The following is a 15,625-nucleotide window of genomic DNA, read 5'->3' on the forward strand; positions in this document are numbered from 1 at the left end:
TCATCCCGTTGATACCACACCCATTCGGCGCTCCCGCTGCTGCGGCGCGTCGTCGGCGGGGCAACGCCCCCGCAGGACGTATCGGTCAACGAACTCGGCCACCGCGTCACGCATCGGCAGCGGCGCGCCACGGCGGGCGAGCACCGACTCCGCGGCGGTGAAGCACGCCAGCGCTGCCGCAGCGAGAGCGGGATCTGACAGGCCGTCACGGGCCGCGCCGAGCCAGTCGCGGTGCCGGCGCAGCGGCGAGCGCAGGTGCTCCGTGGCGTCGGCCGCGGCCTGCGCGCCCTCGGGGTCGTCCAGCAGTGAGGTGACCACGGCGACGGGCACGATCCAGTCGTCGCCGGCCTGCTGGTCCATCATCCGTAGCTCGAGGTAACCGCGCGGTCGCACCGGCGGCACCAGCGTGCCGAGGTGGCGCTCGAGGTCGCTCAGCGTCACCGGCCGCGGCCCGTGACCGCGCAGCCAGTCACGCATCGTGAGGCCGTTCGGCACCAGCCAGGGCCCGTTGGCGTGCTCGTCGACCGACTCGTCCTCGGCCGGCGCCACCATCGCGACCTTCGCGGCGAGCGCATAGCGCGCCCACGCCGTGCGCGGGTCGGCGGTGCGCCGCGGCGCGCGGGTGCGGCTGGCGTCGGTGCCGAAGCGCAGCCCCTGGCGGTAGGACGCCCACCGGCGGCCGGCCCGGGTGACGTGCGGAGAGTTCGCGAACGCGGCCATCAGCACCGGGCCGATGGCGTCCGCGAGCCACCAGCGCCGCGCGAAGTGCGACCATTCGTCGGCCTCGGAGCCGTTCTCGTCGGTACCCGAGTCAAGACACACCTGGATCGACGCGGAGTTGGTCATCACGGTCCGTCCGCGCGTGCCCGACCGGTCGTGGTACTCGGCCAGCGCCACGTACCGCGGGTGATTCGTCACCAACCGTGGCCGGCGGACGGTGTCCAGACCGGTCCCGTCGAGGTACAGCCCGTGCTCGGCCAGCGCGGCACGCACCAGCGCCAGGTCCCCGGCCAGGGCGTTCGTGCACTCGGTGAGCGAGGCGCCGACGCTGCTGGACAGCTCCAGCTGCCCGCCCGGCTCAATGGTGACGGCGCTGCCGCCCGGCAGCGGGTTGCCCAGTTGCGCCAGCAGCCCGAGCAGCCGCTCCGGCGCCGGGCGGTGCAGCGGCCGACGCGGATCACGCACGCAGTACTCCAGCTCCACCCCGACTCGTCCCACCGGTCCGACCCGGAACCCGGCGGCTGCGACGTACGCGGAGGCGGTGGCCTCGTTGAGGAGGATGGCGGGTGTCGTGTCGTTCACGGCGGCCTCCCGGATCAAGGGTGCGTGCTACCCAGGGTGGTGTTGCGGTTGAGAAAAGTGATCGTTCAGGTGCATGGTGAAGCGGCGGGCCCGACCGGCGGCGGGTGCCGGGCGAGGTGCATTCAATTAGGCGGTCAGAGGGGCGTTCTGTCCAGCGCCAGAGGACAACGCGCGGTGAACTCTGGATGGGAAGCCGCTGTAAGCCCCCAAGATCTGCGGGTCCGCCGCGCGACGGCGTCAGAAGTTGCCGATGATGCAGAATCGACCGGCGTCGGCGAATAAGATCGATGCTTGTCGGTTTTTGATCGGCATTTCTTGCCGCTTCAAGAACACGATTTCTGCGGTCGCGCCCCTGCTGCGGCCCCCGGGCGTCAGGAGCGGGAATGGCGACCGGCGATGCGCCGCCGCCGCCGCACGGCGGCATGATCATTCTGATGACAACGGCGAATTGCGGTTGTGTGCCCCCCGTGACTATGGGCAATCACCCTGAGGGGATTGCGGCGGCGGCGATCCGCGTCGCTCGGCGTGGCCTGCGCGTCGCCCTGCGTGGACGAGGTGACCTGTGAGCGCTGCACGGCAGACGGGCCGGTCAATCAGGACGCCGGGGCGGGCGCCAGGGTCGCGGCGCCGGTCAGGTCGAGCAGGACGTCGATCGGGGTGCGGGCGCCGAAGCGGTACGCCCGCTCGAACCCCGTCGGCGGGAGCGACGCGCGCACCGCGGCGTCCGTGGCCAGGCGGGCCGGCTGCTCGCAGGCGGGGGTCGGGGCGGCGATCTCGCGGCGTACCACGTCGGCGGCGCCGAGCAGCGCCGCCGCATGGGCCGGATCGCCCGAGCGGCGGCGGCACTCGGCCAGGGCCTCCAGCACGCTCGCGGTGCGCCACCGGTCGCCCACGCGGCGGTGCAGGGTGAGGCTCGCGCGCAGGCGTTCGAGCGCCGAGGGGAGCCGGTCGTCGGCGAGGTCGACGCGGCCGAGGAGGTCCTGGGCCCACGCGACGCCCTCGGGGAACTCGAGCTCCGTGAACCGGTCGAGGGCGTCGACCAGGAAGCGGCGGGCGCTCGCCTGGTCGCCGCGGTAGTGCGCGACGGCGCCGAGGTGGGTCTGTGCGGAGGCGGCGGACTCGGCATCGGCCAGATCGCGGAACGCTGCCAGGCTCGCGGCCAGCAGCTCGGCCGCGGTTTCGAGATCGCCGGACAGCCAGGCGGTCGCGCCGGCGAGCTGCGTTGAGCGGCCCTCGCCCCAGGAGTCGCCGATCTTGCGGTACAGCTGCCGCGCCTCCTCGAGGTGGGACCGTGACTGTTCGTAGCGGGCGCGTTCGCGCTCCACGCTGCCGAGCAGGGTGAGCAGCGGGCCGCGCGCGGCGGGGTCGTCGGCGGTGAGGGGGAGCGCCTGGTGCGCCAGCGCGGCCGCGGCCGGGTAGTCGCACGCGAGCATGGCCAGGGTCGCGGCGGCCGAGGACGCGGCGACGCGGGCGGGCGCCGGCGCGTGGGGACGGCGCTCGAGGGCTTCGGACAGCCAGTGGCGGCCCTGGGAGTACCCCCCGATGAAATGCTGGAACGGTGCCATGGCGGCGGCCATGCGCAGGTCCGCGTCGACGCCGCCGCCGGGGCGCGTGGCGAGCCTCGTCATCGCGGCCCGCAGGTTCTCCTGCTCCAGGGTGAGCGTGCGCAGCCAGGCGCGCTGCTCGGGGCCGCGGATGCCGGCCGCCGCCTGCTCGGCGAGGCCGAGATAGAAGGCGGCGTGCGCGTCCAGCGCGGCGGCGGCCTCCTCGGGGTGCTCGGCGAGGCGCGCGGCGGCATAGGCGGCGACGGTCTGCAGCATCCGGCCGCGGTACCCGTCACCGGCCGGACCCGTCGCCGAAACGCTCAGCAGCGATCGTTCGGCGAGCGCCGTGAGCAGCTCGGGACGGTGCGCGGGCAGGATCGTCACCGCCGCCGCGCCCCAGCCACCCTGGAACACGGCCAGCTGCCGCAGCAGCGCCTGCTTGTCCGGCGAGAGCAGCCGGTAGCTCCAGTCCAGCGCCGCCCGCAGCGTGCGATGGTGCTCGGGGCCGGCGGCCTTCGCGTCGGCCAGGACGCGGAACCGGTCGGCGAGCAGCCGGCGCACCTCCGGCACCGACAGCAGCGCCGCGCGGGCCGCCGCCAGCTCCACCGCCAGCGGCAACCCGTCCAGCGCGGCACAGATCGCCGCCGCCGCGGGCCGATGCTCGGCGGGCAGCGGCCGCCCGGTCCGCTCGAACATCCGCGTCTGGAACAGCAGCAGCGCCGTGTCCGCGTCGAGCGGCTCGACCGCGAGCACGGCCTCGCCCGGCAGCCCGAGCGCCTGCCTGCTCGTCACGAGCAAAAGCAGCCCAGGGTGTACCGCGAGCAGCCGCCCCACCAGCCCGCCGACCTCGGCGGCGGCGCGTTCGCAGTTGTCGAGCACGAGCAGCAGCGGCGCCCCGCCCGGCGCGGCCTCGTCGAGCGCCCCGAGCAGGGTTTCTACCGCGCCGAGGTCGGGCCGGCGGGCGACCCCGAACGCGTCCAGTACGAACCCGGCGGGCTCCTGCCCGTCCATCGTGGACAGATCGACGAACCGCACCGGCCCGGGCGCCGCCGCCCCGACCGCGATCGCGATCCTGGTCTTGCCGCTGCCGGCGGGCCCGACCAGCGACACGAGCCGTCGATCGCCGTCGAGCAGTCGCACGGCCGCACGCACCTCGGCGTCCCGGCCGACCAGCGACGTGAGCGGGGCCGGCAGCGTCGCCGTCGCACCCGCCGCGGGTTCCATCCGGCGACTGTACCGTCAACCAGGCCACACGCCATGTGTCCTACCTGCGCGTTGTCGCACTCACTCCCCGCCGCGCCGCCATAGCGCTCCGTCGCGCAGGGGTGCCGCGCGTATGACGCAACGTGGCCGAGCGGCCGCGCAACGTTCACGACGCCTTGCCGTTCGGTGCGCGCCGCGGCCGCAACGCAAGGCGGTCACGCGGACACGTACGGTTCGCACGGAAATGGCGAGGCGCGGCGATCGGCCGGATGCGACGCCGTGTCGCGGGTAGCGTGGGAGCGGCACGGCACTCGGCGCTCTATGGGGGAGACGCATGAAGATCGGCATCATCGGGTCCGGGCACATCGGCGGCACGCTCACCCGCCGCCTGCGCGAGCTCGGGCACGACGTCACCGTCGCCAACTCGCGCGGGCCCGGATCGCTCGCCGGGCTGGCCGCCGAGACCGGGGCGATCGCCGGCACCGCCGCCGAGGCGGCGCACGCGGAGCTGGTGATTCTGGCGGTACCGCTGCGGGCCGTCCCCGCCCTGCCCGCCGCCGACCTCGCCGGACGCGTCGTGATCGACGCCGACAACTACTACCCGTCCCGTGACGGGCAGATCGCCGAGATCGACGGCGGCAGCACGTCCAGCCGCTGGACCGCGGGCCTGCTGCCCGGCGCTCAGCTCGTCAAGGTCTTCAACAACATCCAGTCCGACCACCTGCTCGGCATGGGCCGCCCGCCCGGCAGCGCCGGCCGCATCGCCCTGCCCGTCGCCGCCGACGACGCCACCGCGAAGCGTCTCGTCATGGGCCTCGTCGACGAGCTCGGCTTCGACCCGATCGACGCGGGCGGGCTCGACGACAGCTGGCGGCAGGAGCCGGGCACCCCCGTGTACGGCACCGACGGCGACGCCGACGAGGTGCGCGCGGGCCTGGCCGCCGCGACCCGCTGAGCTGCGCCGTGGCGTTCCTGGTCGAGATGCCGGACGGCGGGTACCTCGAGGTCGAGGAGCGCGACGACATCGCCCCCGACGACGAGCGCGTCGTCGGTGTCCTGGGCGCGTCGCCGCTGGAGGGCACCGGCCTGATCACGTTCGGCGCCGCGGTACGCACCGGCCTTACCGAGCAGGAGCAGGACGACTTCGCCGACTGGGTGTACGACCGGGTGATGATGTTCGCCGAGCTCGGCGGCGAGATCGACGGCTGGCTCAGTCGCGACGACGGCACGTGGGAGGTCCGTGCGTACCGCACCGCGGCGTAGCCCCGTGGCCTGCCCCGCTGCGTTGGACGAGACCGCCCGTATTTCCGGATATGCGGTACATCGGTGGCGGTGGTTCGGAGATAGCGACGAACGTCACTGATCAACGCTGAACGGACGATGAACACGGGGCCGCAGGGACGTCACGGCAACCGCTACGCTGGCACGCGATGACGATGACGATCGAGGTCCAGGGCGCCGGGCGACAGCTCAGCGTCGGGGCCGCCACGGAGGTCGGCCGGCGCTATCCGGCCAACTTCGACGTGCTGCACGCCGCCGAGCTGCAGCGTCGCCCGGGCCTGTGCGCCGTCGTCGCGGACGGCATGGGCGCCGGCGAGGGCAGCCGCACCGCCGGCCGGATGGCCGTCGATGTCTTCACCGCCGCCGTGCAGCAGCACCGCGGCCCGTTCGAGCCCACCCCGCTCTTCGCCGCGATCGCCGACGCCCAGCGCCGGGTCCGCGCCGCCGGCCAGGAGCTGCGCGAGCTCACCGGCTGCACCCTGACCGCCCTCGTCGCCGACGCCACCGGCGCCTGGGTGACCCAGATCGGCGACTCCCGCGTGTATCGGCTGCGCGGCGGCCTCCTCGAACTGCTCACCGTCGACCACACCGCGGCCTGGCTCGGCGCCGTCCACGGCTGGTATCCGGCCGATTCCCCGCAGGCCGCCGCCGCCCGCTACCAGCTGCACCGCTTCATCGGCCACCCCGGCCTACCCGAGCCCGACGTCCTGAGCGTGACCATGTTCCCCGGCGACGTGTACTGCCTGTGCACCGACGGCATCGCCGAACAGGTCCCGTATCAGCTCATGGAGCGCACCCTCGGCTCCGGCGCGCCCCCGGACGTGATGGCCGCCGACCTGGTGTCGGCGTCCCTGGCGGCCGGCGGCCGCGACAACGCCACGACCGTCGTGGTCAAGGTCGCGTAGGTCGTGCCGCAGGACTGAGCGTCGCAGCGGACTTCTCACCCCGCGGCGGCTCGTCGCCCGGTCCCCGGCCCATTCGCGGCCGAACGTGTCGCCCACGGCTCGCCGCTCCAGCCTCGCCGGGTGTCGATGGCGAAAGCGGCCATCGCCGCGCAGTCGCCGTGGTGCCTGCGGTGCCGTGGGCTCGGCGGTGGGGCGGTGGGTGCGGGCGTGGGCCGGGCAGGTGGCGAGGATGCCATCCTCGCGAAGTGACCGTGGAGCCTACGGTGGCGGGGGCTCGGCGGCGGGCGTGGCGGGGAGGGTGCGGGCGCGGCCGGACAGGACGGCGAAGACGGCCATCGTGGCGCAGACGCCGCACAGTACGACGGCGGGGAGTGTCCAGGCGCCGCTCGTGTCGCGCAGGGCGCCGATCAGGACCGGGCCGGTCGCGGCGAGGAGGTAGCCGACGGACTGGGCCATCGCTGACAAGGCGGCGGTCTGTGCCTCGTTGGTGGTGCGCAGGCTGAACAGGGACAGGCACACGACGATGGCCATGCCGGCGCCGAAGCCTGACACGAGTACCGCAGCCAGGGAAAATGCCGGCGTCCACGGCAGCCACTGCAGGCCGGCCACGCCGGTGGCGATGCAGGCGGCGCACGCCAGGCCGATCAGGCGCTGGTCGGGCAGGCGGCGGATGAGGACCGGGACCGTCAGGTTGGCCACGACGGAGGCGGCCAGGTAGGCGAACAGGTGCCAGCCGGCCACGGCCGCGGGGATGCCGTGGTCGCGCTCCAAGGTCGGCAGCCACGCGACGAGGACGTAGAAGCACAGCGACTGCAGGCCCATGAACAGTGTGACCTGCCAGGCCAGGGTGCTGCGCCACGGCAGGGCGGCGCGCGCCGGGGTCGGGCGAGCCGCGGCCGGGCCGTCGCGCACCTGCGGGGCCCAGACCGCGGCCGCGACCAGGACGAGCAGCGCCCAGGCGGCCAGGGCGAGGCGCCAGCCGCCGAGCAGGGCGGCGAGCGGGACGGCGGTGCCGGAGGCGACGGCGGCGACGACGCTCTGCGTTGCGGTGTAGCCACCGGTGAGCTGGGCGACGCGGTCCGGGTAGTCGCGCTTGACGACGCCGGGCAGCAGGACGTTGAAGCAGGCGATGGTGGCGCCGACGGCGACGGTGCCGGTCCACAGCTGGCTCGGCAGGGAGCGGACCGCGATGCCGGCGACGAGCAGCGCCAGGGCCAGGCCGAGGCTGCGCTCGAGGCCGATGCGGGCGGCGATGCGCGGCGCGAGCAGTGAGAACCCGGCGAAGGCGAGCAGCGGCAGCGTGGTGAGCAGGCCGGTCGCGGCCGACGACAGGCCCAGGTCGGCGCGCAGGTCGGCGACGAGCGGGCCGACGGAGGTCAGCGGTGCGCGGCCGACGGCGCCGATGAGCAGGACGCCGGCGATCAGCAGCGGCGCGGCCCGGCGGATCACAGCGACGCGGCGACCGCGCGCAGCGCCGCCGTGAGGTCCTGCGGTGTCGGCGCGTCGTCGGCGTTGATGAGCACCTGCACCAGCACGCCGCTGATCAGCGCCTGGTAGAGCGAGCCGATCTGGTCGGCCCGCACCGGTTCGAGCTCGGGGTCGATGCCGTGGAACACCTGCGCCCACAGGTGGCGCGCGTCGCGCATCCCGTTGACGAGCATCTTGCGCACTTCGGCCGAGCGGTCCATCTGCAGGAAGGCGTCGAAGGTCGCCATGAGCACCGGCCGGTGTGCGGTCACGGTGTCGATCATGTGCTGCCAGTACGTCTCGAAGCGCGCCGCGCCGGTCAGCCCCTCCGCGTCGGCGTTGAGCACCGCGCCGGCCAGCTCCATGCCCCAGTTCTCCACCGCTCGCTCCAGGGCGGCGTTGAGCAGGTTGGCCATGCCGCCGTAGTGGTAGCCGATCGAGCCCAGGTTGGTGCCGGACGCCTCGACGATGTCGCGCGCCGTGGTGCGGGCGTAGCCCTTCTCGTAGAGGCAGCGGACGGCGCCCTCGAGCAGGTCTTCGCGGTGTCCCATGGTTCACGATCTTACTATACAGCCGTTCTATACAAGCGTTCTATACAAACGTGTAGGACGGGTGTATGGTCCTCGGCATGGACATCCTCATCTCGGGCGCCAGCGTCGCCGGACCTTCGCTGGCGCTGTGGCTCCAGCGCTACGGGCATCACGTCACCGTCGTGGAGAAGGCGCCCGCACTGCGGGGCGGCGGCTACGCGGTCGACTTCCGCGGGCGGGTGCACATGGAGACCCTCGGGCGCATGGGGCTGCGCGACAGCCTCGAGGCGCGCGCCACGCACATGGGCGACATCGCGATCGTCGACGCCGCCGGCACCCAGGTCGCGGCCCTGCCCTCGGCGATCTTCAGCGGCGATCTCGAGGTCCTGCGGGGGGATCTCGCCGACGTGCTCTACGCGGCGACGCGGGAGCACGTGCGATATCGCTTCGGCGACCAGATCACGGCGATCGCCCAGGACGAGCGCGGCGTGGACGTGACGTTCGCCGAGGCCCCGCCGCAGCGATTCGACCTGGTGGTGGGCGCCGACGGGGTGCACTCGGGCGTGCGGCGCCTGGTGTTCGGCGACGACCCCGCACACACCAAGCCGCTGGGCGTCTACGGCGGCATCTTCACGATGCCGGGCACGATGGGGCTGGTGCGCAGCGGGTTCATGTACAACGAACCCAACCGCGCCGTCTCGGTCATGTCGCCGCACGGCGGGGACCAGATCGTGTCCATGTCGTTCGCCGAGCCCGGCCTGCGCTTCGACTACCGCGACGTCGACCAGCAGCGGCGGATCATCGCCGAGCGGTTCGCCGGCGTCGGCTGGCGCACGCCGGAGCTGCTCGAGGCGATGGAGCGGGCCGAGGACTTCTGGTTCGACTCCACCACCCAGATCCGTCTCGACCGCTGGTCGCACGGGCGGGTCGTGCTCCTCGGCGACGCCGGCTTCGCGGGCGGCCCCGGCGGCAACGGCACCGGCCTCGCGGTCGTCGGCGCCCACGTCCTGGCGGGCGAGCTCGACGCGGCGCGCGGCGACCATCGGGCGGCCTTCGAGCGCTACGAGCGGCTGATGCGCCCCTACGTCGCCACCTGCCAGAAGCAGGCCGACGGCAGCCCCGACTTCCTGGTGCCCTCGACCGAGAAGAAGATCGCCCAGCGGAACCGCTTCTTCAAGACGGTGCGCTACCTGCCGCCGGCGCGCCGCATGTTCAAGTACCTGGCGACGAGGACGGCGACGGCGTTCGACCTGCCCTCGTATGAGCTGCCGGAGCTGGTAGGGCGATGAGCGGACGGTGAGAGCGGTCCGGCGCCGCACGGCCGTGCGGCGTCCGGCATCCTGCCGGACGGTGCCGCGCCGGATGGCGGACGGTGAGAGCGGTCCGTCGCCGTAGGGCCGTGTGGAGTGTCCAGCATTCGGCTTGACGGCGCTGCGCCGGATGGCGGTCGGCCTCGCGTGACGGGCGCTGCCCACGTCGGAGCACTGGCTCGCGCGGCCTTTCCGAGGCCGAAGCGGCTGCCGCGCATGACGCCGGCTGTATGGCGGCGCTGCGGGGCCGTGCGGGCTCCGGCATCCGGCCCGAGCGCGCTGCCCGACGGACGGCGCTGCACGGCGGACGGCGCTGCCGGCGTGGGAGTTGCTGGCGCGTGACGGGCGTTGCATGGGTCGGTGTGCTGCCTCGCGTGACGGCACTGCTGGGTCGGAGCTCATTCCGCCCGGGCGGGCCGAGCGACCTACCCGGCCGAGGGAAGCGAGAGCGGGCCGAGGGGAGAGGCCGGGCCGAAGTGACAGAGAACGCCGCCCGCCAGGCCGGGAGTGGCGAGTGGGGAGTGGGCCTGGGAGCCGGAGTGGCGAGAAGCAGTGGCCTGGCTCACATGGGAGGCACTGGAGGGAACATGGGGCACCGTTTGTAACTTAAGCCTGACACGCTCAACCTACTGATGGCAGGTGTGTCCTGATGGCAACTCTCCCGGTTCTTCCACTCAACGACGACGTCCTGCTTCCTGGCATGGTCATTCCCGTGACGCTCGAGGCCCCCACGCAGGCGGCCGTCGACGCGGCGCGCGCGGCCGGTGACAAGCGGGTCCTTGCGGTTCCGCGGGTCGACGGCGCATATGGGTCGTTCGGTGTCATCGCCGTCCTCGAGAAGGTCGGCCGGCTGCCCAGCGGCGAGCCGGCGGCCGTGATCCGCGGGCTCGAGCGGGCGCGCATCGGTGCCGGGGTGCCCGGGCCGGGCGCAGCGCTGTGGGTCGAAGCCACCCCGCTGGACGAGGCGGCGCCGGCGGGCAAGGCGCGGGAGCTGGCCCGCGAGTACAAGGCGCTGGTGATCGGCGTGCTGCAGGAGCGCGGCGCGTGGCAGGTCATCGACACGGTCGAGAAGATCACGGATCTGTCCGAGCTGGCGGACTCGGCCGGGTATGCGCCGTGGCTGACGCTCGCGCAGAAGATCAAGCTGCTCGAGGCGCCCGACGTGACGGCGCGGCTGGAGCTGCTCGTCGAGTGGGCGCGTGCGCACGCGGCGGAGCAGCAGGTCAACGAGAAGATCAACCAGGACGTGCGCGACGGGTTGGAGAAGACCCAGCGCGAGTTCCTGCTGCGCCAGCAGCTCGCCGCGATCCGCAAGGAGCTCGGTGAGGACGAGCCCGACGGGTCGGCCGACTACCGGGCCCGGGTCGAGGCCGCGGAGCTGCCGGAGAAGGTCAAGGAGGCGGCGCTGCGCGAGGTCGGGCGGCTCGAGCGGGCCAGCGACCAGTCGCCGGAGGCCGGCTGGATCCGGACCTGGCTCGACACGGTGCTGGAGATGCCGTGGAACGAGCGGACCGAGGACAACACCGACCTCGCGGCCGCGCGTGCGGTGCTCGACGCCGACCACGCGGGGCTGGCGGACGTGAAGGACCGCATCCTGGAGTACCTGGCGGTGCGCAACCGGCGGGCGGAGAAGAACCTGCAGGTCGTCGGCGGCCGGGGCTCCGGCGCCGTGCTCGCCCTCGCCGGGCCTCCCGGGGTCGGCAAGACCAGCCTCGGCGAGTCCGTCGCCCGGGCGCTGGGGCGCAAGTTCGTGCGGGTGTCGCTCGGCGGCATCCGGGACGAGGCGGAGATCCGCGGGCACCGGCGCACGTATGTCGGGGCGCTGCCCGGGCGGATCGTGCGCGCCCTGCGCGAGGCCGGCTCGATGAACCCGGTCGTGCTGCTGGACGAGGTCGACAAGCTCGCCGCCGGATACGCGGGCGACCCGGCCGCCGCACTGCTCGAGGTGCTCGACCCGGCGCAGAACCACACGTTCCGCGACCACTACCTCGAGGTCGACCTGGACCTGTCCGACGTGCTGTTCCTGGCAACGGCCAACGTGGTGGAGACCATCCCGGGGCCGCTGCTGGACCGCATGGAGCTGGTGGCCCTGGACGGGTACACCGAGCAGGAGAAGGTCGCCATCGCCCGGGACCACCTGCTGCCGCGGCAGCTGGAGCGGGCCGGGCTGGAGCCGGCGGACTTCGCCATCACCGACGAGGCGCTCGCGCGCATCGCCGGGGAGCACACCCGCGAGGCGGGTGTGCGGCAGCTGGAGCGGGCCCTGGCCAAGATCCTGCGCAAGGTCGCGGTCGCGCTGGCCGGCGACCCGGCGCCGGTGAACGTCGGGGTGGACGAGGTCGCGAAGTACCTGGGGCGGGCCCGGTTCACGCCGGAGTCGGCCGAGCGCACCGCCGTGCCCGGCGTGGCGACGGGGCTCGCGGTGACGGGTGCGGGCGGTGACGTGCTGTTCATCGAGGCGACCTCGATGGAGGGCGAGCCCGGCCTGACGCTGACCGGTCAGCTCGGCGACGTGATGAAGGAGTCGGCGCACATCGCGCTGTCGTACCTGCGCTCGAACGGACGGCGGCTCGGCATCGACCCCAACCGGCTGGCGGGGCGGCGCATCCACCTGCACGTGCCGGCGGGCGCGGTGCCGAAGGACGGGCCGAGCGCGGGCATCACGATGGTCACGGCGCTGGCGTCGCTGGCCACCGGGCGGCCGGTGCGGCCGGAGTTCGGGATGACCGGCGAGGTGACGCTCGCCGGGCGGGTGCTGCCGATCGGCGGGGTGAAGCAGAAGCTGCTCGCCGCCCACCGCGCGGGGCTGACGGAGGTCATCATCCCGAAGCGCAACGAGCCCGACCTGGACGACCTGCCCGACGAGATCCGCGGCGAGCTGAAGGTGCACGCCCTGGCCGACGTCGCCGACGTGCTGGCTCTGGCGCTGCGCCCGGCGGAGGACGCCGCCGGGCCCGAGGACGGTGCCGCCGGCCCGGGCTCCGACGCCGACGGTCCGGCCGTGCCGGACTACGTCCCGGCCGGCATCTGACCGACGTCCGGCACCGCGACCCCACCCCCTGGGGGCGCGGTGCCGGCCGCGTCGTGCCGCGGCCGCACCGGGCCTGGAGCCGGTAACCCGGTCAGACGCGAACGCGCCGCGATGAACAGCAGGGTCCGCACCTGAGTGGGTGCGGGCCCTGTTCGCTGTACCGTGGCGGCGTGACGCTGTCGATGACCTGGGACGACGTCCTGCACTGGCGATGCCGGCGCCAGCTGCTGCACCGGCCCGCCGAGGCGGACGATCCGGTGACCGTCGTCCGGGCGCTGGCCGGGGTGCAGGCACAGGTCGCCTCGTGCGCGGAGCAGGCCGTCGCGGCCCGGCAGCGTGTGCCGCAGCCGCACAGCGTGCGGGCGGCGCTGCAGGACAAGTTGCTGGTCAAGACGTGGGCGCAGCGGGGCACCCTGCACTTGCTGGAGGCCAGGCAGGCGCCGGCGTTCCTGGCGCTGCTCGCGGCGGCGCGCACGTGGGAGAAGGCGCCGTGGCAGAAGACGTTCGTGACCGTGGCGCAGCTGGAGAAGATCGCCGAGGCGGCGTACGAGGTGCTCGACGGGGCGGTGCTGACCCGGGAGGAGCTGGCCGCCGCGGTCGTCGAGCGGGCGAAGGACGACTCCTTGCGGGAGCACCTGGCGTCGGGGTGGGGCGCGGTGCTCAAGCCGTTGGCGTGGCGGGGAGTCCTGGTCTACGGGCCGAACAGCGAGGGCGACAACCGGGTCACGTTCACGCGGCCGGACACGTATCTGCTGGGGTGGGCGGGGTTGCCCGGGCCCGAGGCGGCGGCGCGGGTCGCGATACCGGCCTACCTGGGGGCGTACGGGCCCGCGTCGGCGGCGGCGTTCGACCAGTGGCTGATCCGCGGCGCGTCGAAGAAGGCGGCGCTGCGCGGATGGTTCGACGGGCTGGTCAGCGACGGGGTGCTGGCGCAGGTCGACGTCGAGGGGGAGCGGCTGTACGCGCGGGCCGAGGACCTGGAGTCCCTCGCCGACGTCGAGCCGTTCGACGAGGTGCGGCTGCTGCCGCCGTTCGACCAGTTCGTGCTCGGCCCGGGTACCGCGGACACCCGCATGGTGCCGAAGGAGCGAAGGGCACAGGTGAGCCGCGCCGCAGGGTGGATCTCGGGCGTGGTGGCCTGCCGCGGGCGGGTCGCCGGGGTGTGGGACGCGGACGGCACGACGCTGTTCGAGGAGCAGGGCCGCGTGCCGGCGAAGCAGCTCGCGGCCGAGCGGGCCCGGCTCGCGGCTATTTGAGCAGGGCCCGGGCCTTCTCGGGGTCGGTCTCGCCGATGGTGTTGGACGGGCACTCCGGCGACAGCGGGCAGGCGCCGCACGCGGGGCGCTGCGAGTGGCAGGTGCGCCGGCCGTGCAGGATCAGCAGCAGGTTGACCGTCACCCAGTCCTTGCGTTCGAACAGTGCCTGGATCGCGGTCTCGGCGGCGAGGACGTCCTTGGCCGGCGACCAGCCGAGGCGCTCGGCGACCCGGGAGACGTGGGTGTCGACGGAGATCGCGGGGGTGGCGAAGGCGTTGCCGAGCACCATGTTCGCGGTCTTGCGCCCGACCGACGGCAGCGCGACGAGCTCCTCGAGGGTGGCGGGGACCTCGCCGTCGTGGCGCTCGACGAGGGTGGCGGCGAGCTTGATGACGCTGGCGGTCTTCTTGCGGTAGTACCCGACGGGGACCAGGATCTGCTCCATCTCGGCCGGGTCGGCGGCGGCGAGATCGGCGGCGGCCGGGTATCGCTCGAACAGCGCCGGGGTGACCGCGTTGACCCGCTCGTCGAGGGTCTGCGCGGCGAGCGTCGCGGCAACGAGCAGCTGCAGCGGCGAGGAGAAGTCCAGCTCGAGGCGGGAGTCCGGATACCGCGCGGTGAGCAGGCGCAGAATCCGCCGCGCCCGGCGGGTCTCGGCGATGGTGGGCTCGTCCACGGTGCTCGGCGTCACCGCACGAGCCTACGCGCCGGACCGGCGACGGGCGGCCCCGTCGGGCCGCCCGTCGCCAAGGACACAGACGTCAGATGAGGCCGAGGCGCTCGACGGCGGTGCGCTCCTCCGCGAGCTCAGCGACGGAGGCGTCGATGCGGGCGCGGGAGAACTCGTCGATGTCGAGGCCCTGCACGATCTCCCAGCGGCCGCCGCGGGAGACGACCGGGAAGGAGGAGATGAGGCCGGCGGGCACGCCGTAGGAGCCGTCGGAGACGATCGCGGCGGACGTCCAGTCGCCCTCGGGGGTGCCGTTGACCCAGTCGTAGACGTGGTCGATCGCGGCGGAGGCGGCGGAGGCGGCCGAGGAGGCGCCGCGGACCTCGATGATCTCGGCGCCGCGCTTGGCGACCCGCGGGATGAACTCGTCGGCGATCCACTGCTGGTCGCCGACGGTCTCGGCGGCGTTCTTGCCGCCGACCTCGGCGTGGACGATGTCCGGGTACTGCGTCGCGGAGTGGTTGCCCCAGATCGTGACCTTGTGGATGTCGGAGACCGCGACGCCGAGCTTGCCGGCGAGCTGGGCGACGGCGCGGTTGTGGTCGAGGCGGGTCATCGCGGTGAACCGCTCGGCCGGCACGTCCGGCGCGTTGCGCTGGGCGATGAGGGCGTTGGTGTTGGCCGGGTTGCCCACGACGAGGACCTTGATGTCGTCGGCGGCGCCGGCGTTGATCGCCTCGCCCTGCGGCTTGAAGATGCCGCCGTTGGCCTCGAGCAGGTCGCCGCGCTCCATGCCCTTGGTGCGGGGGCGGGCGCCGACGAGCAGCGCCACGTTGGCGCCGGAGAAGGCGGTCTTCGGGTCGTCGAACACGTCGACGCCGGCCAGCAGCGGGAACGCGCCGTCCTGCAGCTCCAGGGCGGTGCCCTCGGCGGCGCGCACGGCCTGCGGGATCTCCAGCAGCCGCAGCTTGACCCGCGTGTTCGCGCCGAGCAGCTGCCCGGAGGCGATGCGGAACAGCAGCGCGTAGCCGATCTGGCCGGCCGCGCCGGTCACGGTGACATTGACGGACGAGTCGCTCATCAGACTTCTCCTGCAGCAGCGGCGGGTGTGCTCTTCGCCTTCAAA

12 protein-coding genes are annotated in these 15,625 nt (G+C 73.7%); 6 read left to right on the plus strand and 6 right to left on the minus strand.

Features of this window, described 5'->3' with window-relative positions; genetic code table 11:
- Both ABD901_RS06585 and ABD901_RS06590 read right to left on the minus strand, forming a co-directional pair.
- Positions 1 to 1,302: a glutamate-cysteine ligase family protein gene (locus ABD901_RS06585; RefSeq protein ID WP_345122316.1), complete on the minus strand. Its 1,302-nt coding sequence runs from the start codon at positions 1,300 to 1,302 to the stop codon at positions 1 to 3.
- A 593-nt stretch (positions 1,303 to 1,895) separates the two neighbouring features.
- Positions 1,896 to 4,070, minus strand: coding sequence for an ATP-binding protein (locus ABD901_RS06590; RefSeq protein ID WP_345122318.1), 2,175 nt, complete (start codon positions 4,068 to 4,070; stop codon positions 1,896 to 1,898).
- A gap of 313 nt (positions 4,071 to 4,383) precedes the next feature.
- Here ABD901_RS06590 and ABD901_RS06595 point away from each other — a divergent pair, with 313 nt between their 5' ends.
- The 3 genes from ABD901_RS06595 (at position 4,384) to ABD901_RS06605 (ending at position 6,235) form a co-directional block, all read left to right on the plus strand.
- On the plus strand, positions 4,384 to 5,004 hold the full coding sequence (locus tag ABD901_RS06595; RefSeq protein ID WP_345122320.1) for an NADPH-dependent F420 reductase: 621 nt from the start codon (positions 4,384 to 4,386) through the stop codon (positions 5,002 to 5,004).
- An 8-nt stretch (positions 5,005 to 5,012) separates the two neighbouring features.
- The gene (locus tag ABD901_RS06600) at positions 5,013 to 5,312 is read left to right on the plus strand and encodes a hypothetical protein (protein WP_345122322.1); all 300 of its coding nucleotides are present in this window, start codon (positions 5,013 to 5,015) and stop codon (positions 5,310 to 5,312) included.
- A 167-nt stretch (positions 5,313 to 5,479) separates the two neighbouring features.
- Entirely contained in the window at positions 5,480 to 6,235 is a 756-nt protein-coding gene (locus ABD901_RS06605) for a PP2C family protein-serine/threonine phosphatase (protein WP_345122324.1), read from the plus strand.
- 258 nt (positions 6,236 to 6,493) lie between these two features.
- Here the strand turns inward: ABD901_RS06605 and ABD901_RS06610 are convergent, their stop codons facing one another.
- Together ABD901_RS06610 and ABD901_RS06615 are read right to left on the minus strand one after the other, a co-directional pair.
- Positions 6,494 to 7,684 (minus strand): MFS transporter, encoded by a 1,191-nt coding sequence (locus ABD901_RS06610; protein ID WP_345122326.1) that lies wholly within the window; start codon positions 7,682 to 7,684, stop codon positions 6,494 to 6,496.
- The gene (locus ABD901_RS06615) at positions 7,681 to 8,253 is read right to left on the minus strand and encodes a TetR/AcrR family transcriptional regulator (protein WP_345122328.1); all 573 of its coding nucleotides are present in this window, start codon (positions 8,251 to 8,253) and stop codon (positions 7,681 to 7,683) included. Before ABD901_RS06615 ends, ABD901_RS06610 begins: the two co-directional genes overlap by 4 nt.
- A gap of 77 nt (positions 8,254 to 8,330) precedes the next feature.
- On the opposite strand from ABD901_RS06615, the gene ABD901_RS06620 reads away from it, so the two are divergent.
- The 3 genes from ABD901_RS06620 (at position 8,331) to ABD901_RS06630 (ending at position 13,829) form a co-directional block, all read left to right on the plus strand.
- Positions 8,331 to 9,521, plus strand: coding sequence for an FAD-dependent monooxygenase (locus ABD901_RS06620; protein ID WP_345122330.1), 1,191 nt, complete (start codon positions 8,331 to 8,333; stop codon positions 9,519 to 9,521).
- A 670-nt stretch (positions 9,522 to 10,191) separates the two neighbouring features.
- A complete protein-coding gene (gene lon, locus ABD901_RS06625) occupies positions 10,192 to 12,573 on the plus strand; it encodes an endopeptidase La (RefSeq protein ID WP_345122332.1) in 2,382 nt (793 codons plus the stop codon).
- Between the two features lie 170 nt (positions 12,574 to 12,743).
- Entirely contained in the window at positions 12,744 to 13,829 is a 1,086-nt protein-coding gene (locus ABD901_RS06630) for a DNA glycosylase AlkZ-like family protein (RefSeq protein ID WP_345122334.1), read from the plus strand.
- Here the strand turns inward: ABD901_RS06630 and nth are convergent.
- Together nth and ABD901_RS06640 are read right to left on the minus strand one after the other, a co-directional pair.
- On the minus strand, positions 13,822 to 14,520 hold the full coding sequence (nth, locus tag ABD901_RS06635; protein WP_345122336.1) for an endonuclease III: 699 nt from the start codon (positions 14,518 to 14,520) through the stop codon (positions 13,822 to 13,824). The genes ABD901_RS06630 and nth overlap by 8 nt on opposite strands.
- 70 nt (positions 14,521 to 14,590) lie before the next feature.
- Positions 14,591 to 15,580, minus strand: coding sequence for a malate dehydrogenase (locus tag ABD901_RS06640; protein WP_345122338.1), 990 nt, complete (start codon positions 15,578 to 15,580; stop codon positions 14,591 to 14,593).
- Between the last annotated feature and the right edge of the window lie 45 nt (positions 15,581 to 15,625).

The sequence above is a fragment of the Dactylosporangium darangshiense genome, assembly GCF_039537565.1.
Lineage (GTDB): Bacteria > Actinomycetota > Actinomycetes > Mycobacteriales > Micromonosporaceae > Dactylosporangium > Dactylosporangium darangshiense.

Coding starts and splice junctions, on each gene's coding strand:
- ABD901_RS06590 (WP_345122318.1), bottom strand. CDS start 4,070: ATGGAACCCGCGGCGGGTGCGACGGCGACGCTGCCGGCCCCGCTCACG.
- ABD901_RS06595 (WP_345122320.1), top strand. CDS start 4,384: ATGAAGATCGGCATCATCGGGTCCGGGCACATCGGCGGCACGCTCACC.
- ABD901_RS06605 (WP_345122324.1), top strand. CDS start 5,480: ATGACGATGACGATCGAGGTCCAGGGCGCCGGGCGACAGCTCAGCGTC.
- ABD901_RS06640 (WP_345122338.1), bottom strand. CDS start 15,580: ATGAGCGACTCGTCCGTCAATGTCACCGTGACCGGCGCGGCCGGCCAG.
- ABD901_RS06620 (WP_345122330.1), top strand. CDS start 8,331: ATGGACATCCTCATCTCGGGCGCCAGCGTCGCCGGACCTTCGCTGGCG.
- lon (WP_345122332.1), top strand. CDS start 10,192: ATGGCAACTCTCCCGGTTCTTCCACTCAACGACGACGTCCTGCTTCCT.
- ABD901_RS06615 (WP_345122328.1), bottom strand. CDS start 8,253: ATGGGACACCGCGAAGACCTGCTCGAGGGCGCCGTCCGCTGCCTCTAC.